Below are 14,745 nucleotides of genomic sequence, written 5' to 3' on the forward strand. Positions count from 1 at the left end.
GATCAATGTTTGTGTTTATGCTTGTGTTTGTGGTGTCCCTTATGCAGGCCGTTATCGCGATGTCCCCGATCATCATCCACCGCAACGGCCGATGTTCCTACCCGCACCTGGGCAGAAGGCTGAACTGAGGATTTGCTGCTTCCGGCCGCAGCGCCGACGGCACCGCCGAGCCCTCCGCCGATCACCGCACCCTCTTTGCCTCCGACCGCCGATCCCACAGCCGATCCCGCCGCTGCTCCGATCGCGCTGCCCAACACGGCCGAACCGTCAATCTGAGCGGCATGAGCCTGCATGCTCAGCAGCAGAGCCGATACTCCGAGAATGGCTTTTGTACGGCTTTTTTTCATTCTGTAATCCTTGTATTCCATAATTTTACAAAAATTTTACACTAAAAAGAGACAATATCCCCACGATGCAAAAGTTATTTTTTATTATTAAAATAACACTCATGCCATTTGGTTAATAAAACTTTCAAGCTATTCTGAATTATAATGACCGCTTAGCAATCCATAAGGATAATTAATGCAAAACCCTTTTCCTGCCGATCGGGTTCATGTTCACGACATACTCAAGCATATGCCCGATGGGATGTTTACCCTCGATACGAACCTCATCATCCGGTATGCCAATCCCGCATTTTGCAAACTGCTCGGATTTGAGGCAGGGGAACTAATCGGTTCATCCGTAACCGAACATCTGGAAAATCTCGACATTCTCAGCAGCTGTATCGACAGTATCAATGCTCACGGTCATTGCAACGACCAGGAAACGGTCTTTAAACGCAAAGACGGAACAAACGTCCATATTTCCAAAAACGTCCAGGCGTTGTATGATGATCAGGGGACCATCCGTACCATCGTCGTCAGCATACGGGATCTGACGCACCTGCATGAACTCAACAAAGAGCTCTCCCTTTCAAAAGCAGAATTACAGCGCTACACTGATGATCTGAAAGGGATCGTGGACAACCGGACCCGCGAACTCACCTACCGCCTTTTTTACGATTCCCTCACCCGTCTTCCCAACCGCACCAAACTCATCCACGACACCGAGAATCTTGAACAGCCTTATGCGATCGTCGTTTTAAACATTGACCGTTTCGGGGAAATCAACAGCTTTTACGGCCATGAGATCGGTGACGAGCTTCTCGAAAGCGTTGCCGAACTGCTGGACGAGCTTTCCAAGCAGATGAGCGGCAGCACCCTCTATAAACTCCCGGTGGACGAATACGCGCTGCTGATCACCGCGCCCCCCTCGCGCGAAGAGCTCGAAGCGTTCACCGCTTATGTGGTCGAACAGATCGCCCAAAGCAACTTCCGCATCCAAGATCACGACATGAACCTCAACGCAACGGCAGGGATCGCGTGTTCGAACGATCTGACCGACACGCGCCAAAGCGTACTTTTGCGTGCCGGAATGGCCCTCAAACTGGCCAAAAAAAGACGGCGCAACTACATCGTCTACGACCCGTCCCTGCACATCAAAAAAGACTACGAAAAAAATATACGCTGGATCAAACGGCTGCGCGAAGCGATCGAAGAAGACCGCATCGTCCCCTACTATCACCCCATCGTAAACGCCCGAACGCTCGAAATCGAAAAATACGAAGCGCTGGTGCGGATCATCGAAGATGACGGTTCGGTCGTCACGCCGTTTCATTTTCTCGAAATTTCGAAAAAAGTGAAACTCTATTATCATGTCACACGGATCATGATCGACAAGGTGTTCGAAGCGCTTCGGCAGAATCCGGGAAAAATCTGTTCGATCAACCTCTCGATCGAAGACATCCACAACCAGTCGATGTACGCCTACATCATCGATAAAGTCCGCAACTGCGCCTATTCCCCGCAGCTCATCTTCGAGATTCTCGAATCCGAGGGGATCGAGAACTACGACGTCGTCAATGCTTTCATTACGGAAGTCAAAAAATACGGGGTTAAAATCGCCCTGGACGATTTCGGGGCGGGATATTCGAATTTCGCCTACATCAGCCGGCTCGACATCGACTACGTCAAAATCGACGGTTCCATCATCCGTGACGTCGATACGAACCGAACCTCGCAGATAATCCTCGATACGATCCTCGATTTCGCCTCCAAACTCGGCGTCGAAACCGTGGCTGAATTCGTCAGTTCAGAAGCAATCTGCCACTACCTTCAGACGCTGCCGATCAATGCGATGCAGGGGTATTATTTCGCAAAACCCGCCCCCTCTATGGAAGGTTAGTTCAAAGGAGCCTTGGTGATCCGCGAAAGCGGTTCGTTTACGGCGAACACCCTGGAGCGGATCCCCTGAACCCCGAAGCTCTCAAGACGCGCAGTGTGCATCGCCAGATACGCTTGGGCCGATGCGGTGTCTTCAAACAGGTAAATCCCCCCCGCTTGGCCGGTCTCGCGGTTTTCGGTCCACATTTTCCAGATCAGCCCCTTTTCTTGCGCAATCGACTCGGCCAGCCCCGCAAACGCCTGTGCCATCTCTTCGCCGTAGGGTCCCGAATAGGGAAAATCGATCTGCAATAATACGTTCATTCGTCATCCTTGTGATTTTTCGAACAGTATAGCAAAAGAATCATAACCCCCGTTAAACTCCCTTCCGCTATAATTCGCCCCATGAACAGCGAGCAAGCACTTTTCACGATCGATCCCACACCTGCCCTTCCGACCCGCCGATGCCGTCTTTTGGCCCGTGCATTGGGATACGGCCTCAGTTACGGGAACTATCTCGTTGCCGGACTCGTGTGGACGCAAAGCGACTGGTTTATCGCCATCGGTTCCCTGCTGCTGGGGTTCATCGTGTTCGGGATCGTTCGCAGTAAACTGCGTGCCGATTCCATCCCGATCGCACAGCGTGAAATGTCCTACACCGACTACGCCATCGCGTCGTGGTATCTCTCGCGCCATACCTGTTTTAGTCTCCCTAAGGAATAATCTTCATGGCATTAGTCGATCTGCTCGGTGTCTCCAAACACTACGAAGCCCAGAAAATCTTAGAGAACGTCAACTTCCACATCGACGAAGGGGAACGGGTCGTCATCGTCGGCAAAAACGGCAGCGGCAAATCGACCCTGATGAAAATCGTCGCGGGAGTTCTCGACGCCGATGAGGGGGAGCGGATCACCCGTCAGGGGATCCAGATCAAAATGCTCTCGCAGATACCCGTTTTCGATCCGGAGCATACGGTACGCGAAGCGATCGAAGCGGGGCTTGGGGAACTCAGAACGGCCAAAATCCGTTTTGACGAGATCTCCCTATTACTGGCCGAACGCTTCGACGATACCGCACTGCTCGAAGAGCAGTCGCGCCTGACCAATTTTCTCGATCACCACAACGCATGGAACCTCGACGACAAAATCGAACGGGTGATGCAGCATTTCATGCTCAAAGAGTACGAAACGAAAAAGGTGAACCTCCTCAGCGGGGGAGAACAGCGACGGGTCGCACTGGCCTCACTGCTGCTCCAAAAACCCGATATTCTCCTTCTTGACGAGCCGACCAACCATCTCGACGTCTACATGGTCGAGTTTCTCGAAGAGCTGATCCTCAAAGAGCGTTTCACCCTCCTCTTCATCTCGCACGACCGTTATTTCATCGATCAGGTCGCGACAAAGACGATCGAGGTCGAAGAGTGCGTCCTGCGCGAATTCAACGGAGGATACAGCCATTATCTCGAGCAAAAACAAGAGCTCCTGCGGACGATGGCGCAGCAGCATGAAAACCTACTCAAACTGCTCAAAGCCGAAAACGAATGGCTCCGCCGAGGGGTCAAGGCGCGATTGAAACGGAACGAAGGGAGAAAGCAGCGGGTGCTGGAACTGCGCGAACAGGCCAAGCACAACCCTTCCAAAATCCGTAAAATGAAACTCGAACTCGAACGCGAGGCCAAACACTTCAACCGCGCCGACGGGGTAAACCGCCAGAAGATGCTTTTCGAGATCGATCACCTGGGGCTGAAACTGGGCGATAAAACGCTGATCCGCGATTTTTCGACCCGGATCCTTCAAAAAGACGTTATCGCCGTCGTCGGCCCCAACGGCAGCGGAAAATCGACGCTTCTCAAAGCGTTGTTGGGACGGCTCAAACCCACATCCGGTGCCATCAAGCAGGGGGAGTTTTCGATCGGCTATTTCGACCAGCACCGCGAGATGCTTGATGATTCCAAAAACCTGATCGAAACCTTCTGCCCCAACGGCGGAGACCGTGTACAGGCCCAGGGACAGGATTTCCACGTCTACGGCTATCTCAAAAACTTTCTCTTTCCCCGCGAGTTTCTCGATAAAAAAATCGGCATCCTCAGCGGCGGGGAGAAGAACCGCGTCGCCCTGGCACTGCTCTTTACCAAAAAAGTGGACTGTCTGATTTTGGACGAACCGACCAACGACCTCGATATCCCGACGATCAATATCCTCGAAGAGAAGCTCCAGAACTTCCCCGGAGCGGTCATCCTGGTCAGCCACGACCGCTATTTCGTCGACAAAATCGCGAAGAAACTCTTCATCTTCAAAGGGGACGGGACCATCGAGGAGAGCTACAAGCCCTACAGCGAATACCTCGAAGACGAAAAAGAGCTACAAGAAATCGATGCGATGGAAGCGGAATTTTCCAAACCCGGCGCGGCGGCGTCCAAACCCGCTTCCGATAAACCCAAAGCGCTCAAACTAAGCTACAACGAACAAAAAGCGCTTGAACGGCTCCCCGCCCTGATCGAGGCGCTGGAGGCGAAGATTGACGAGCTAAACGCCGCACTGGCCGACCCGAAACAATACGAAAAAATCGGGATCACGGTTTTGGCGGCCGAGCTTGAAAAAATCAAAGCGGAATACGAAGAAAAAGTAGATGAACTGCTGAGTATCGAAGAAAAAATCGAGGAGATCGAAGCGCTGAAAAACCTCTAGCGCTTCGACGGTCCGAAAAGGGGTCAACGCCCCCCTTTTCCTTTCATCATGCCGCCTCCCATGCCTCCGCCGGAGCCTTGCATCATCCCTTTGCCTTTTTGCATTCCCTGCATATTCTGACCTTGTCCCTGCATCATTCCCTGCCCCTGGCCGTAACCCATACCTTTACCCTGGCTACCCATTTGCTGGGAAGTTTTCCCCGGAACATTTGCGAATTTTTCTTTCTGCTCGGCAGTCATCGTCTGCTGACGGTTCATCAGTTCGTTATGAAGCTGCTCGCGTTCTTGCTGGTTGTGCAAATGGCCCCGCTGTCCAAGCAGTTCGTCGGTACTCATGTTTTTGAAACGGTTCTGGTTCTCGTTCTGGATCTGTGCCTTCACCGGCTCTTCGGCCCACCCCGCGCTGCACAGCAAAAGAGACGCCGTGACGATCGATACCAATGTTTTCATGCTAAACTCCTTTTGAGTATATCACCTCATTGTAATAGAGTTTTGTTAAATTATGGTTAAGAAAATTAATCTGCTTCGACGTCGATGACAAATTTGTCCTCCATGAACGCTTTGGCCTCTTTTTCGCCCATCGTCGCCGACTGGAGCAGAAAATTCTGAACCTGCCCCATCGTATGGGCGTTTTTGTTTTCTCCGCGCAAAACGATCTCGTCGGCTTCTCCGCGAAGCATCGCGACCATTGCCCGGATCAGCTCTTTTTCAACCATTCCCGAAGCAACCGCCAGATCGGCTTCAAAACGTTTGGCGATGGTGTGGTTGATCGCTTCGGACGCTTTGGTTTTATCCCCCATATCCGACGCTTTGAGGCCGAATTCTTTCAAAAATGCGGCCTGTTCGGCAGGACTGAGAAGAGTCATAAAGCTTTTGACCGATTCGTAGGTGACATCCGATACCGCCCGATTTTCTACGCTCAGCGAGAAGTTCTCCAGGATCATGGAATCGGGTTTCCCCGAGACGATGTCGCGCGCTTCCATCGAAAATTCGATCGGCATGATCGCGTTGTCGATCGCAAAACGTTCGATTTCGATCTCTTTGATCAGTGCGGAGTTCCCTTCGATTTCCCCTTCGATGGAGATGTTCATCGTACTGAGTTTCTCAAGAGTGCTTTGCTGGAAAGCGTTGCTGACGTTTTCGGCAACCATCTGCGCGAGCATCGGTTTGGGAAGAGCGATCTCTTCGATTTCGATATCGACCGACGCATCGACGCTTCCCCCTTCCGAAAACGCTTTCAGCGCTTCGAACTCCTCGACATCCCCCAGACGGAGTTTCTTGATCGAGAGCTGCTCCTGTCCGAGCATTGAGAGGCGGATCCCTTCGATTTCGCAATCGGTCCAGATGACCCCGCTGCATTCGAGGGAATCGTAGCGCATCTCCCCGCCGACGAGCAAAAGGTTTTGCTGGTATTCGCCGATCGCTTTTTCAAGTTCAGCTTTGACCCGTTCGTTTTTGTAATGGGACAAAGCCCCTATTCCGGCGACAAGGATCGCAGCGGCCACCGAAAGATGGATTTTGTATTTTTTGTAAAATGGCTCCTCCGGGATCAGAGCTGTAGGTTGGCTTTCAACGGCGGTTTCTTCGGCGGGCAATGGTTCGTTCACAAATATCCTTAGACGGTTAATGGCTTTTGGCGAGTTGGGAAAAATCGATCTCTTCGGAACGATTTTCGGCCTTTTGTTTGTCCTGTTCGTAACTTCCCGTCGTAAAAACGACTTCGGCCCCTTTATTGAGCGTGCACCCTTTGATGCCGGGTAAGCAGGGGACGTTTAGCAGTTTGCAAAAACCTTTGGCGTCATGCTGGCAGGTCCATCCCATCCCCTAAACCCCTATTTTTCGTAATCGACCACTTTGGAGAGAAGGGTCACCTCTTTGATCACGCCGACCACTTCCTGATGGGCCGGATGGGGAGCGTACGCATCCAATCCCGCCTGATCGTCGAACGTGGAAACCAGCACCATGTCAAACGAACGCTCGCTGCGGCTGACGTCGATCCCGACTTCCATGCTCTTGAGCGTCGCGATTTTCGCGGGCAGTGCTTCGAGCATCGTTTTCACCCGGGCCATATTGGCCTCTTTGTTTTCCTCTTTGAACTGGAACATGACGATGTGTACCAACATAATTTTACTACCTCTCTATCAAATCTTTTAAACTCTGGCGGGGGGATTTGCCTTCCAAAATCGCATACACTTCTCCGGCAATCGGGAGATAAATGCCGCGGGAAAGGGCGATTTCGTGCAGTGCGTAAGCGGTTCCGATCCCCTCGCTCACCTCTCCGATGGCGGCACAGACGGCCTCTTTGCTTTTCCCTTCGGCCAATCCCAGACCGACCCGGTAATTACGCGACATCGGCGAACTGGCGGTAAGAAACAGATCCCCCGCCCCGCTGAGCCCGAGAAAACTCTCTTCGCGGGCGCCGTAAGCACGGCCGAACCGTTCCATCTCGACGAGTCCGCGCGCGATCAGGCTCGCGGCGGCGTTGTGCCCCAGTCCCAACCCTTCGCAGATTCCCGCCGCGATGGCGATCACGTTCTTGTACGCCCCGGCGACTTCGGCCCCGATCACGTCATCACTCGTATAGGTACGAATGAACCCCGGGAAAAGGGAAGCGAACGCATCCGCCGTCTGCGGCGAGCGCGAATTAACGACGAGCGCGGTGGGGAGCTTGCGCAATACTTCCGAAGCGAACGAAGGGCCTGAGAGAAACGCCAGATTCTCCTCGGGGACGTATTCGGAATAGATTTCGTTCAGGAAACGGCCGCTGGAGGCTTCGATCCCTTTGGCCGCGACCAGTACCTTTTGTCCCGAATAGACGAAATGTTCCTTTAACCACTGCGCCACCTGCTGAGCCGGAACGGTGACGATCAGGTAAGGGCGTTCGAGCACTTCACAAAGGGGGCGGAAATTGCTCATCTGGCGGGGAGTGCGCGACGTGATGATGACGTCGTTTTTTTCGCCCATCGCGAAGCTGAGGGCTTCCCCCCATTTCCCCGCTCCGATTACCCCCACTTTTGTCATCTCTTCTCTCCCATCGCGTCGCTCAATGCCGCAATTTTATCTTCATATCCCGCGACAATCAAGAGGTCGTGGGGATCAATGTGGTGATTATGCCCTTTGGAGGTGAAACTAAACGTGGCGGAAAGTTCCTGATCGACGATCGCCAGTACCAGAACGTCGTATTCGCCCGCCCAATCGATGTCATAGAGATGCTTCCCGACCAGGAACGATCCCTCGGGAACCGCCAGCTGAACGATTTTGAGGGCGCTGTTTTCGTAAAGGATATCGTGCAGCACTTCGCGCACCGTCGGTTTTTCGAGCATCTCGTCGATGATCCCGGCGGTGATCTGCTGGGTTGCGAGTACTTTGTTCGCCCCCGCGCTTTTAAGTTTGGCGGCGCTTTCGTTGTCCTGGGCCAGTGCGATGATGGTCAGATCCTCGAAGACCGAGCGGAGCGAAATGGTCAAAAAGACGTTTTCCGCGTCGTTATCCAATGCGCAGAACACGATCAGGCTGTCGGGGTCAAAACGCTCTTCGATACTCCGCCACTCTTCGCTCAAATCGAAAATTTCGGTTTCGAATCCCCTCGTTTCGGCGGAGGCTTTTTCGGTGTCGTTCATGACGTACACGACGAAAGAGGAGTATTCGGGTGCGATCTGCATCGCGATCTCTTTGGCGTATTCGTTGAATCCGAAAACGATCGCGCCTTTTTTTCTCATCGGTTCCCCTTGTGATAGAGTGCCGTTTTGAATTCATCGATCAGCATCCGGCTGCCGATGACGATGGCAACGTCCCCCTGAGCGATCGGGGTGTTGAGCGAAGGGTTGAACACGAACGCTTTTTCCGCAGTCGCGTAGATCCCCAGGACAATCAGCCGCGTATGAAAAAGTTTCTGCCGCGACGTTTCGAAAAAACGCGCCGCCCCGACCGGATCGAGCGCGATCTCTTCGATCACGACGCCGTTGTTTTCGCTCCGCAACGCATGAATCACCTCAAACGCGACGGGACTGCCGCTCATCTCCTTGCTCACCAGCCCGATCAGCTCCTGGGTATAGACGATCTCGTTGATCCCAGCAAGAGCAAGCTTACGCCGGTTTTCGCGGTGTACGAGAATCGACAGAAGCGGTACGGAGGCGGAGAGTTCGCGTATCGTCAGCGCCGTATAGACGTTGAGGACGTCGCTGGGCTGCAGCAAAATGGCCGCGATCACCTGACGGTCGAAATCGACCCGCAGCATCCGGTAGGAGTGCAGACTCGCCGGGTCGCAGGCAAGTGCGAGAAATCCTTCTCTGAGCGCCGCCGCGGTTTTCTCCGGATCGTTGTCGAGGATGAGGACCTTTGAGCCTTTTTTAAGAAAATTGCGGGCAATCTGAACCGCCAGCGGCGTATAGCCGCAGATCAGGTAAAAACGGCCGATTTTCGAGACGTCCTCGATCAGTTTTTCCTCTTTGATGACGTCGAGCTTTTCGGTGAACGCCGAAACGACGATCGACGTCGCGAATGAAATCACCGCGATACCCGCGACGATGATCGCCATCGCCACGGTGCGTCCCTCGTCGGTGACGGGGACCATATCCCCATAACCGACGGTGAAAATCGTCACAACCGACCAATAGACCGCGTCAAAAAGGGTATTGATCGGCGATTCGGGATTGTTCGCCTCCATCACGTATATCAGCACCGACGACACGACGATGATGACCGTTGCAAACAGGCTGAGGGTGAAAATTTCGAATTTTTTGGACGAGAGGATCGATACGAACTGCGTCAGGCTTTTCGTATAGCGAAACAGTTTGAATACCCGAAACAGGATAAAAATCCTCAGCATCCGCAACTCGTGGAAAAACGGCATGATCGCGAACAGATCGATCAGCGCGGAGGGAGAAACGACGTATTCGCCTTTTTTCGCCGCAATCGCCCGTACCGCCTCGATCCAGCGAAACGGGCGTTGCAAAAAAAGGTCGTGTTCGTAGCGGTCGATGATTACTTTCGATCCGTCGCTGTAAACCCACATCCGAAGAAGGTATTCGCACAGGAAAATGATCGAGATGACGTAGTTGTTGAAAAAGAGCATCTGCGGGCTGACGTCGTGTTTGACGTGCCGGATCAGGATATAGACGCTGATCGCGATCAGCCCGATCATCAGGTAATCGAAAAACTTTTTGTAGGGGTAAGCGGGATTTTCGAGGAGATTGTAAAAAAACTTTTTGGCGCGGCGGTAACGGATCGAACCGTGGAGGTAAAACGCGATCCCGACCAGCGCCCGGCCTATCATCGGCTGCAGCCCGCTACTGCGCCAGTTTGGCTTGGAGAATTTCGTTGAGGGTTTGCGGGTTGGCGGAGCCTTTGGAAGCTTTCATCGCCTGCCCGACGAAAAAGCCGAACAGCTTGTCTTTCCCCGATTTGTACTCCGCCACCTTATCGGCATTGGCGTTCAAAATCTCATCGATCAGCGCTTCCAGAGCCCCCGTATCGCTCACCTGTTTGAGTCCCAGCTTTTCGATCACGTCATCGATATCGCCGCCGTTTTCAAGGAGGTAATCGAGAACCTCTTTGGCCGCCTTACCGCTGATGACGCCCTCTTCGATCCGTTTGACGAGGGTTCCGAGCATCACGGCGCTAATCGACGAAGTCGCAGGGGTCACACCGCCGCTGAGACGCCCCTGCAGCTCGACCGTGAGCCATGTGACCGCATTTTTTGGAGTGATCCCCTGCTCCAGCATCGCTTCGAAATAGTGCGCCGTCTCCAGATCGGCCGTAATGACCGAGGCATGATACTCGCTGATCCCGAACGCCTGGACGAAACGCTCTTTTTTCGCGTCGGGGAGTTCGGGAATCGCTTTCATCGTGGCGTACATTTCATCATCGACCACGACTTTGAGGAGGTCCGGCTCGGGGAAATAGCGGTAGTCAGCCGCCTCTTCCTTGCCGCGCATCGATCTTGTCTCCTGTTTGACCTGATCGAACAGACGGGTCTCCTGGACAATCTCCTCTTCGTAGGTGCCGTCTTCCCACGCTTCGATCTGGCGGGCTACCTCAAGCTCGATCGCGCGCTGGATGAAGCGGAAGCTGTTGATGTTTTTGATCTCGACGCGGGTATAGAGTTTCTCGTCCCCTTTGGGGCGGATCGAGACGTTGACGTCGACGCGGAAGGATCCCTCCTGCATGTTCGCATCGCTGATGTCGAGGTAGCGGACGATCGAGTGAAGTTTTTTCAGGTAAAGCACCGCTTCCTCGGCATTGCGCATATCAGGCTCGGAGACGATCTCGATCAGCGGGGTGCCCGCGCGGTTGAGGTCGACTTTGCTGATAGGGCCTTCATGGATGTTTTTCCCCGCGTCGGCTTCGATGTGGGCGCGGTTGATCCGGATCGTTTTATGGCTGCCGTCTTCGAAATCGATGACGAGTTTACCGTGCTCGACGATCGGAGTGTAGAGCTGGGTGATCTGGTAGGCGCTGGGGCTGTCGGGGTAGAAATAGCTCTTGCGGTCGAAGAAGCTCGTGCGGTTGATCGTCGCATCGACCGCCGTGCCGAACATCCCGGCTTTGCGGAGCGCTTCGCGGTTGAGTACCGGCAGCGCACCGGGAAGTGCGAGACACGTCGGGCAGGTATTCGTGTTTTGTTCGTGGTTGAAGCTGGTGGGGCAGGAGCAAAAAAGTTTGGACTGGGTATTGAGCTGGACGTGGACTTCCAAACCGATAATGGTTTCAAACATACAAAAAATCCTTATGGGACAAAATATCGTATCGATGCGAATCCGTACGCACCGCTTTTTTCGACGGCGTCAATCTGCGCTTCGGTGACGATTCCGCCGAGGGCGAAAACAGGTATATCTATTTTAGCCACTATTTCTTTTAAATCCTCTAAACCCTTGGGGTCCCCTTTCCCCGGAGATGGGAAAATCGGGCTGTAAGTGATCGCGTCCGCGCCCAGTTTTTGAGCCATCAATGCTTCGTCATGGGTGTGGGTGCTGATGATGACGTAGAGGCCGAGTTTTTTGGCTTCTGTGATGGCGTCAAACTGTGCAGAGGTCAGATGGACCCCGTCGGCTTTCAGCTCATGAGCCATAGCATAATCGCCGTGCAGCAAAACCGTCGGGACGGCGTGATCACGGCATACGGCAATGAACGTGAGGGCGAGCGAGCGATAATCGGAGGTTTGTTTGTCTCGAAAAAGGGCGAAATCGGGAAAGGACTTGGAAAAAGCGGTTTCAAGAGAGCGTTCAAGAGCCTCGGGGAGACTCCCGTACGCCGAAGGATCGGTGATCAGGTACTGTTTCACTCGTCCTCTGAGGATTCGGGTTCCTTCGATCGGAGGCGCTCACGGATCTCTTCGAGCAATGCCGTCTGTTTGAGCACCGCGTCGTGGCGGTCACGCTGCATCCCCATCACTTCGAGGATCAGGATCAAAAACAGAGCCAGAAAGAGGAAAATGAAAGAGAACATCAAGGCGGGAACCACCCCGAGAAAAACGAAAGACTGGAAAGTGACCCAGACACCCACGATAACGAATGCCCAGGAGACGCCTCCCAGGAAGCTCAACAGTGCGTCGAACGTACTCCGCTTCATGGACGCGTCTTAGTGTTCGTCGTGAAGGAGAACCGCACCGCCGAGGTAAACGTAGGTGAGCATCATGAAAATGAACGCTTGCAGGAACGCCATGAACGTCAACAACGCAAACGGGATCATCGGCAGCAACCACGGAGCGAGCATCAGGATAACCATAAGGAACATGTCGTCCCCTTTGACGTTACCGAACAACCGGAAGCTGAGTGAAATGATACGGGAGATGTGCGATACGATTTCGATCGGGAACATCAACCATGCCAGCCACCATACGGGCCCCATGAAATGTTTGAAATAGCTGATCAGCCCGTTGCGGCGGATCCCTTCGAAGTTATAATAAACGAAAACGACCAATGCCAGGGCAAGGGTGAAATCCAAAAACGCACTCGGCGCTTCGAAACCGGGGATAACCCCGATGATGTTCGCGATACCGACGAAAAGACCGATGGTCGCAACCAGAGGAAGGTAACGGCGGGCTTCCGCTTTACCCATAACGTCCGCACCCATGGCCAGAACGCCGCTCAGATAAGCTTCCATAACGTTTTGAGCGCCGCTGGGTACCAGACGGAGATTCGAAGTAGCCATTTTCGCGATCACGAGGACAATCGCCGCGGTGAGCAGCATGTGCGTGAGGAAAATGAAGCTATGATCGTGGCTGATAAGGCCGAAGAAGGTAAACAACTCACCCATACGTAGTGTTCCTTTGCGTAGAAAATTAGCGGGATTTTACCGCTTTTGAAATTAAATTCCTATAAACTGAGGTGAAGCAGCTCGCTCCGTGCGGCCAAAATATCATCATGAATCGCCTTTTTGAGCGCATCCAGACTCTCGAATTTTCGGTTTTTGCGTAAAAATTTGACAAAACTGACCGACGCGCGGCGGCATTCGGGGATATTTTCCCCGAGGATATGACTCTCCAGCGCGTAACTGCCGTCCGTACTCACCCGATGGCCCACGAAGACGACGCTTGGGTGAAAATGTTCCTCGTCATCGATCCGCGTCAGCGCGGCATAGACTCCCTCGTAGGGGAGCAGGTATCCGGGACATTCGAGATTGATCGTAGGGACAAGGTCGGTTTTGCCGATCCCCTGCCCCCGCACGACCGTCCCGTTAATCCGGTAGTTGTGCCCCAGAAAACGGTTCGCCCCTTCGATGTCCCCGATCTGGATCTTGGCGCGGATTTTATGGGAGTGGACCGAGTCCCCCCCGATGCACACCTGCTCGACCACCACCACTTCGCCGCCGAAGAGTTGCCCCAGATCGGCGTGCGAATAACGTCGGTTCTTGCCGAAATGAAAATCGTACCCGACGACGATTTTGCGCAAACGGGGAAACTTCTTTCCAAGCATGTCGACGAATTCCGCCCCTTCGAGATGGCGGATCTCCTCCAGCGAATAATAGACGATCGGGTAATGGGAGTAGCGTTCGCGCTCGCAGCCTGGGGTTAGGTTGGCGTATCCCGTTTCGATGACGACGATCGCGCCGTTTTCCCCCAGCTCTTCGAAAAGGTGCTGATGTCCGACGTGCATTCCGTCGAATCCGCCGACGGCGATCGCGTCAACTTTTGACAAAGCCATAACACGTCTCCTGATTGCCATCTTTGCCGCTGATGTGGGCCGCTTCTTTGGCGATCCGTTTCCACCCTTTGAGGGTACACATATCCTCGAAGCGGATCTGCGCTTTGGCGATCGCCCTGTCGTCTTTCACCACGCCGTTTTTGTCCCGTTTGACTTCCCGTCCCACTTCGAACTGCGGCTTGAAGAGTACGACGATGTAGCGTCCCCCTAGGCGGTCTATCGCGTCGATAATGTGCTCGAGCGAGATAAACGCGACGTCGCACGTCACGATGTCAAAGGGCGTTTCCGATTCGAATGCGCGGATGTCGGTATCCTCATGCACCCGCACGCGCGGATCGCCTCGCAGGGAGGGATGAAGCTGGCCGTTCCCGACGTCGACGCACGTCACCGCCGATACCCCCTCTTCGAGAAGCACCTGTGTGAACCCGCCCGTGGAGGAGCCGATGTCGAGCGCGTTGAGTCCCCGCAAATCCCATCCCGTATACGGGAGAAACCCTTTGAGTTTGATCGCCGCGCGGCTGACGTAGAGGTGCGTATCGCTTAGCGTTACCTCCATCCCCTCTTCCACTTCGAACGATACCTTGTCGACGATTTTACCCTCCACGCTGACGGCGTGTTCCTTGATGAGCTGCTGCGCCTTGTTACGGCTCTCTACGAGTCCGCGTTCTACCAAACAACTGTCTAATCTCATTCATTGCGTCCTTATTTGTAA

18 protein-coding genes are annotated in these 14,745 nt (G+C 53.7%); 3 read left to right on the forward strand and 15 right to left on the reverse strand.

Going from position 1 to position 14,745, the window contains the following annotated elements; genetic code table 11:
* Positions 1-2 precede the first annotated feature (2 nt).
* The gene (locus E0765_RS01525) at positions 3-347 is read right to left on the reverse strand and encodes a glycine zipper domain-containing protein (protein ID WP_255417810.1); all 345 of its coding nucleotides are present in this window, start codon (positions 345-347) and stop codon (positions 3-5) included.
* A 175-nt stretch (positions 348-522) separates the two neighbouring features.
* On the opposite strand from E0765_RS01525, the gene E0765_RS01530 reads away from it, so the two are divergent.
* Complete coding sequence (locus E0765_RS01530) at positions 523-2,226, forward strand: EAL domain-containing protein (protein WP_132811454.1); 1,704 nt, start codon at positions 523-525, stop codon at positions 2,224-2,226.
* Here the strand turns inward: E0765_RS01530 and E0765_RS01535 are convergent.
* Positions 2,223-2,528 (reverse strand): monooxygenase, encoded by a 306-nt coding sequence (locus E0765_RS01535; RefSeq protein ID WP_132811455.1) that lies wholly within the window; start codon positions 2,526-2,528, stop codon positions 2,223-2,225. The genes E0765_RS01530 and E0765_RS01535 overlap by 4 nt on opposite strands.
* 81 nt (positions 2,529-2,609) lie before the next feature.
* Between E0765_RS01535 and E0765_RS01540 the strand changes: the two genes are divergently transcribed.
* Both E0765_RS01540 and abc-f read left to right on the forward strand, forming a co-directional pair.
* Positions 2,610-2,927, forward strand: coding sequence for a hypothetical protein (locus E0765_RS01540; protein ID WP_132811456.1), 318 nt, complete (start codon positions 2,610-2,612; stop codon positions 2,925-2,927).
* 5 nt (positions 2,928-2,932) lie between these two features.
* On the forward strand, positions 2,933-4,891 hold the full coding sequence (gene abc-f, locus E0765_RS01545) for a ribosomal protection-like ABC-F family protein (RefSeq protein ID WP_132811457.1): 1,959 nt from the start codon (positions 2,933-2,935) through the stop codon (positions 4,889-4,891).
* Positions 4,892-4,914: 23 nt separating this feature from the next.
* Here abc-f and E0765_RS01550 read toward each other — a convergent pair whose 3' ends face one another.
* From E0765_RS01550 to E0765_RS01610, 13 genes are all read right to left on the reverse strand, one after another.
* Positions 4,915-5,340: a hypothetical protein gene (locus tag E0765_RS01550; protein ID WP_132811458.1), complete on the reverse strand. Its 426-nt coding sequence runs from the start codon at positions 5,338-5,340 to the stop codon at positions 4,915-4,917.
* 65 nt (positions 5,341-5,405) lie between these two features.
* Complete coding sequence (locus E0765_RS01555) at positions 5,406-6,497, reverse strand: hypothetical protein (protein WP_132811459.1); 1,092 nt, start codon at positions 6,495-6,497, stop codon at positions 5,406-5,408.
* A gap of 16 nt (positions 6,498-6,513) precedes the next feature.
* Positions 6,514-6,711 (reverse strand): hypothetical protein, encoded by a 198-nt coding sequence (locus E0765_RS01560; RefSeq protein ID WP_132811460.1) that lies wholly within the window; start codon positions 6,709-6,711, stop codon positions 6,514-6,516.
* 11 nt (positions 6,712-6,722) lie between these two features.
* Complete coding sequence (locus E0765_RS01565; RefSeq protein ID WP_132811461.1) at positions 6,723-7,013, reverse strand: Dabb family protein; 291 nt, start codon at positions 7,011-7,013, stop codon at positions 6,723-6,725.
* A 7-nt stretch (positions 7,014-7,020) separates the two neighbouring features.
* Positions 7,021-7,911: an NAD(P)H-dependent glycerol-3-phosphate dehydrogenase gene (locus tag E0765_RS01570; RefSeq protein WP_132811462.1), complete on the reverse strand. Its 891-nt coding sequence runs from the start codon at positions 7,909-7,911 to the stop codon at positions 7,021-7,023.
* Positions 7,908-8,609: an NAD-binding protein gene (locus E0765_RS01575; protein ID WP_132811463.1), complete on the reverse strand. Its 702-nt coding sequence runs from the start codon at positions 8,607-8,609 to the stop codon at positions 7,908-7,910. Before E0765_RS01575 ends, E0765_RS01570 begins: the two co-directional genes overlap by 4 nt.
* The gene (locus E0765_RS12785) at positions 8,606-10,165 is read right to left on the reverse strand and encodes an ion transporter (protein ID WP_132811464.1); all 1,560 of its coding nucleotides are present in this window, start codon (positions 10,163-10,165) and stop codon (positions 8,606-8,608) included. The genes E0765_RS01575 and E0765_RS12785 overlap by 4 nt, the downstream gene beginning before the upstream one ends.
* Positions 10,166-10,178: 13 nt before the next feature.
* Entirely contained in the window at positions 10,179-11,606 is a 1,428-nt protein-coding gene (gene gatB, locus E0765_RS01585; RefSeq protein ID WP_132811465.1) for an Asp-tRNA(Asn)/Glu-tRNA(Gln) amidotransferase subunit GatB, read from the reverse strand.
* An 11-nt stretch (positions 11,607-11,617) separates the two neighbouring features.
* The gene (locus tag E0765_RS01590) at positions 11,618-12,172 is read right to left on the reverse strand and encodes a thiamine phosphate synthase (RefSeq protein ID WP_132811466.1); all 555 of its coding nucleotides are present in this window, start codon (positions 12,170-12,172) and stop codon (positions 11,618-11,620) included.
* On the reverse strand, positions 12,169-12,459 hold the full coding sequence (locus E0765_RS01595) for a hypothetical protein (RefSeq protein WP_132811467.1): 291 nt from the start codon (positions 12,457-12,459) through the stop codon (positions 12,169-12,171). Before E0765_RS01595 ends, E0765_RS01590 begins: the two co-directional genes overlap by 4 nt.
* 9 nt (positions 12,460-12,468) lie before the next feature.
* Complete coding sequence (locus E0765_RS01600) at positions 12,469-13,146, reverse strand: F0F1 ATP synthase subunit A (RefSeq protein WP_132811468.1); 678 nt, start codon at positions 13,144-13,146, stop codon at positions 12,469-12,471.
* A gap of 59 nt (positions 13,147-13,205) precedes the next feature.
* Complete coding sequence (locus E0765_RS01605) at positions 13,206-14,033, reverse strand: bifunctional riboflavin kinase/FAD synthetase (RefSeq protein WP_132811469.1); 828 nt, start codon at positions 14,031-14,033, stop codon at positions 13,206-13,208.
* Positions 14,014-14,724 (reverse strand): TlyA family RNA methyltransferase, encoded by a 711-nt coding sequence (locus tag E0765_RS01610; protein ID WP_132811470.1) that lies wholly within the window; start codon positions 14,722-14,724, stop codon positions 14,014-14,016. The genes E0765_RS01605 and E0765_RS01610 overlap by 20 nt, the downstream gene beginning before the upstream one ends.
* Between the last annotated feature and the right edge of the window lie 21 nt (positions 14,725-14,745).

It is taken from the genome of Sulfuricurvum sp. IAE1, assembly GCF_004347735.1.
GTDB lineage: Bacteria > Campylobacterota > Campylobacteria > Campylobacterales > Sulfurimonadaceae > Sulfuricurvum.

Bases quoted from the DNA above. Each gene is read 5' to 3' on its own strand.
- E0765_RS01525 (WP_255417810.1), bottom strand. From the start codon at position 347: ATGAAAAAAAGCCGTACAAAAGCCATTCTCGGAGTATCGGCTCTGCTG.
- E0765_RS01530 (WP_132811454.1), top strand. From the start codon at position 523: ATGCAAAACCCTTTTCCTGCCGATCGGGTTCATGTTCACGACATACTC.
- E0765_RS01535 (WP_132811455.1), bottom strand. From the start codon at position 2,528: ATGAACGTATTATTGCAGATCGATTTTCCCTATTCGGGACCCTACGGC.
- E0765_RS01540 (WP_132811456.1), top strand. From the start codon at position 2,610: ATGAACAGCGAGCAAGCACTTTTCACGATCGATCCCACACCTGCCCTT.
- abc-f (WP_132811457.1), top strand. From the start codon at position 2,933: ATGGCATTAGTCGATCTGCTCGGTGTCTCCAAACACTACGAAGCCCAG.
- E0765_RS01550 (WP_132811458.1), bottom strand. From the start codon at position 5,340: ATGAAAACATTGGTATCGATCGTCACGGCGTCTCTTTTGCTGTGCAGC.
- E0765_RS01560 (WP_132811460.1), bottom strand. From the start codon at position 6,711: ATGGGATGGACCTGCCAGCATGACGCCAAAGGTTTTTGCAAACTGCTA.
- E0765_RS01565 (WP_132811461.1), bottom strand. From the start codon at position 7,013: ATGTTGGTACACATCGTCATGTTCCAGTTCAAAGAGGAAAACAAAGAG.
- E0765_RS01570 (WP_132811462.1), bottom strand. From the start codon at position 7,911: ATGACAAAAGTGGGGGTAATCGGAGCGGGGAAATGGGGGGAAGCCCTC.
- E0765_RS01575 (WP_132811463.1), bottom strand. From the start codon at position 8,609: ATGAGAAAAAAAGGCGCGATCGTTTTCGGATTCAACGAATACGCCAAA.
- E0765_RS12785 (WP_132811464.1), bottom strand. From the start codon at position 10,165: ATGATAGGCCGGGCGCTGGTCGGGATCGCGTTTTACCTCCACGGTTCG.
- gatB (WP_132811465.1), bottom strand. From the start codon at position 11,606: ATGTTTGAAACCATTATCGGTTTGGAAGTCCACGTCCAGCTCAATACC.
- E0765_RS01595 (WP_132811467.1), bottom strand. From the start codon at position 12,459: ATGAAGCGGAGTACGTTCGACGCACTGTTGAGCTTCCTGGGAGGCGTC.
- E0765_RS01600 (WP_132811468.1), bottom strand. From the start codon at position 13,146: ATGGGTGAGTTGTTTACCTTCTTCGGCCTTATCAGCCACGATCATAGC.
- E0765_RS01605 (WP_132811469.1), bottom strand. From the start codon at position 14,033: ATGGCTTTGTCAAAAGTTGACGCGATCGCCGTCGGCGGATTCGACGGA.
- E0765_RS01610 (WP_132811470.1), bottom strand. From the start codon at position 14,724: ATGAGATTAGACAGTTGTTTGGTAGAACGCGGACTCGTAGAGAGCCGT.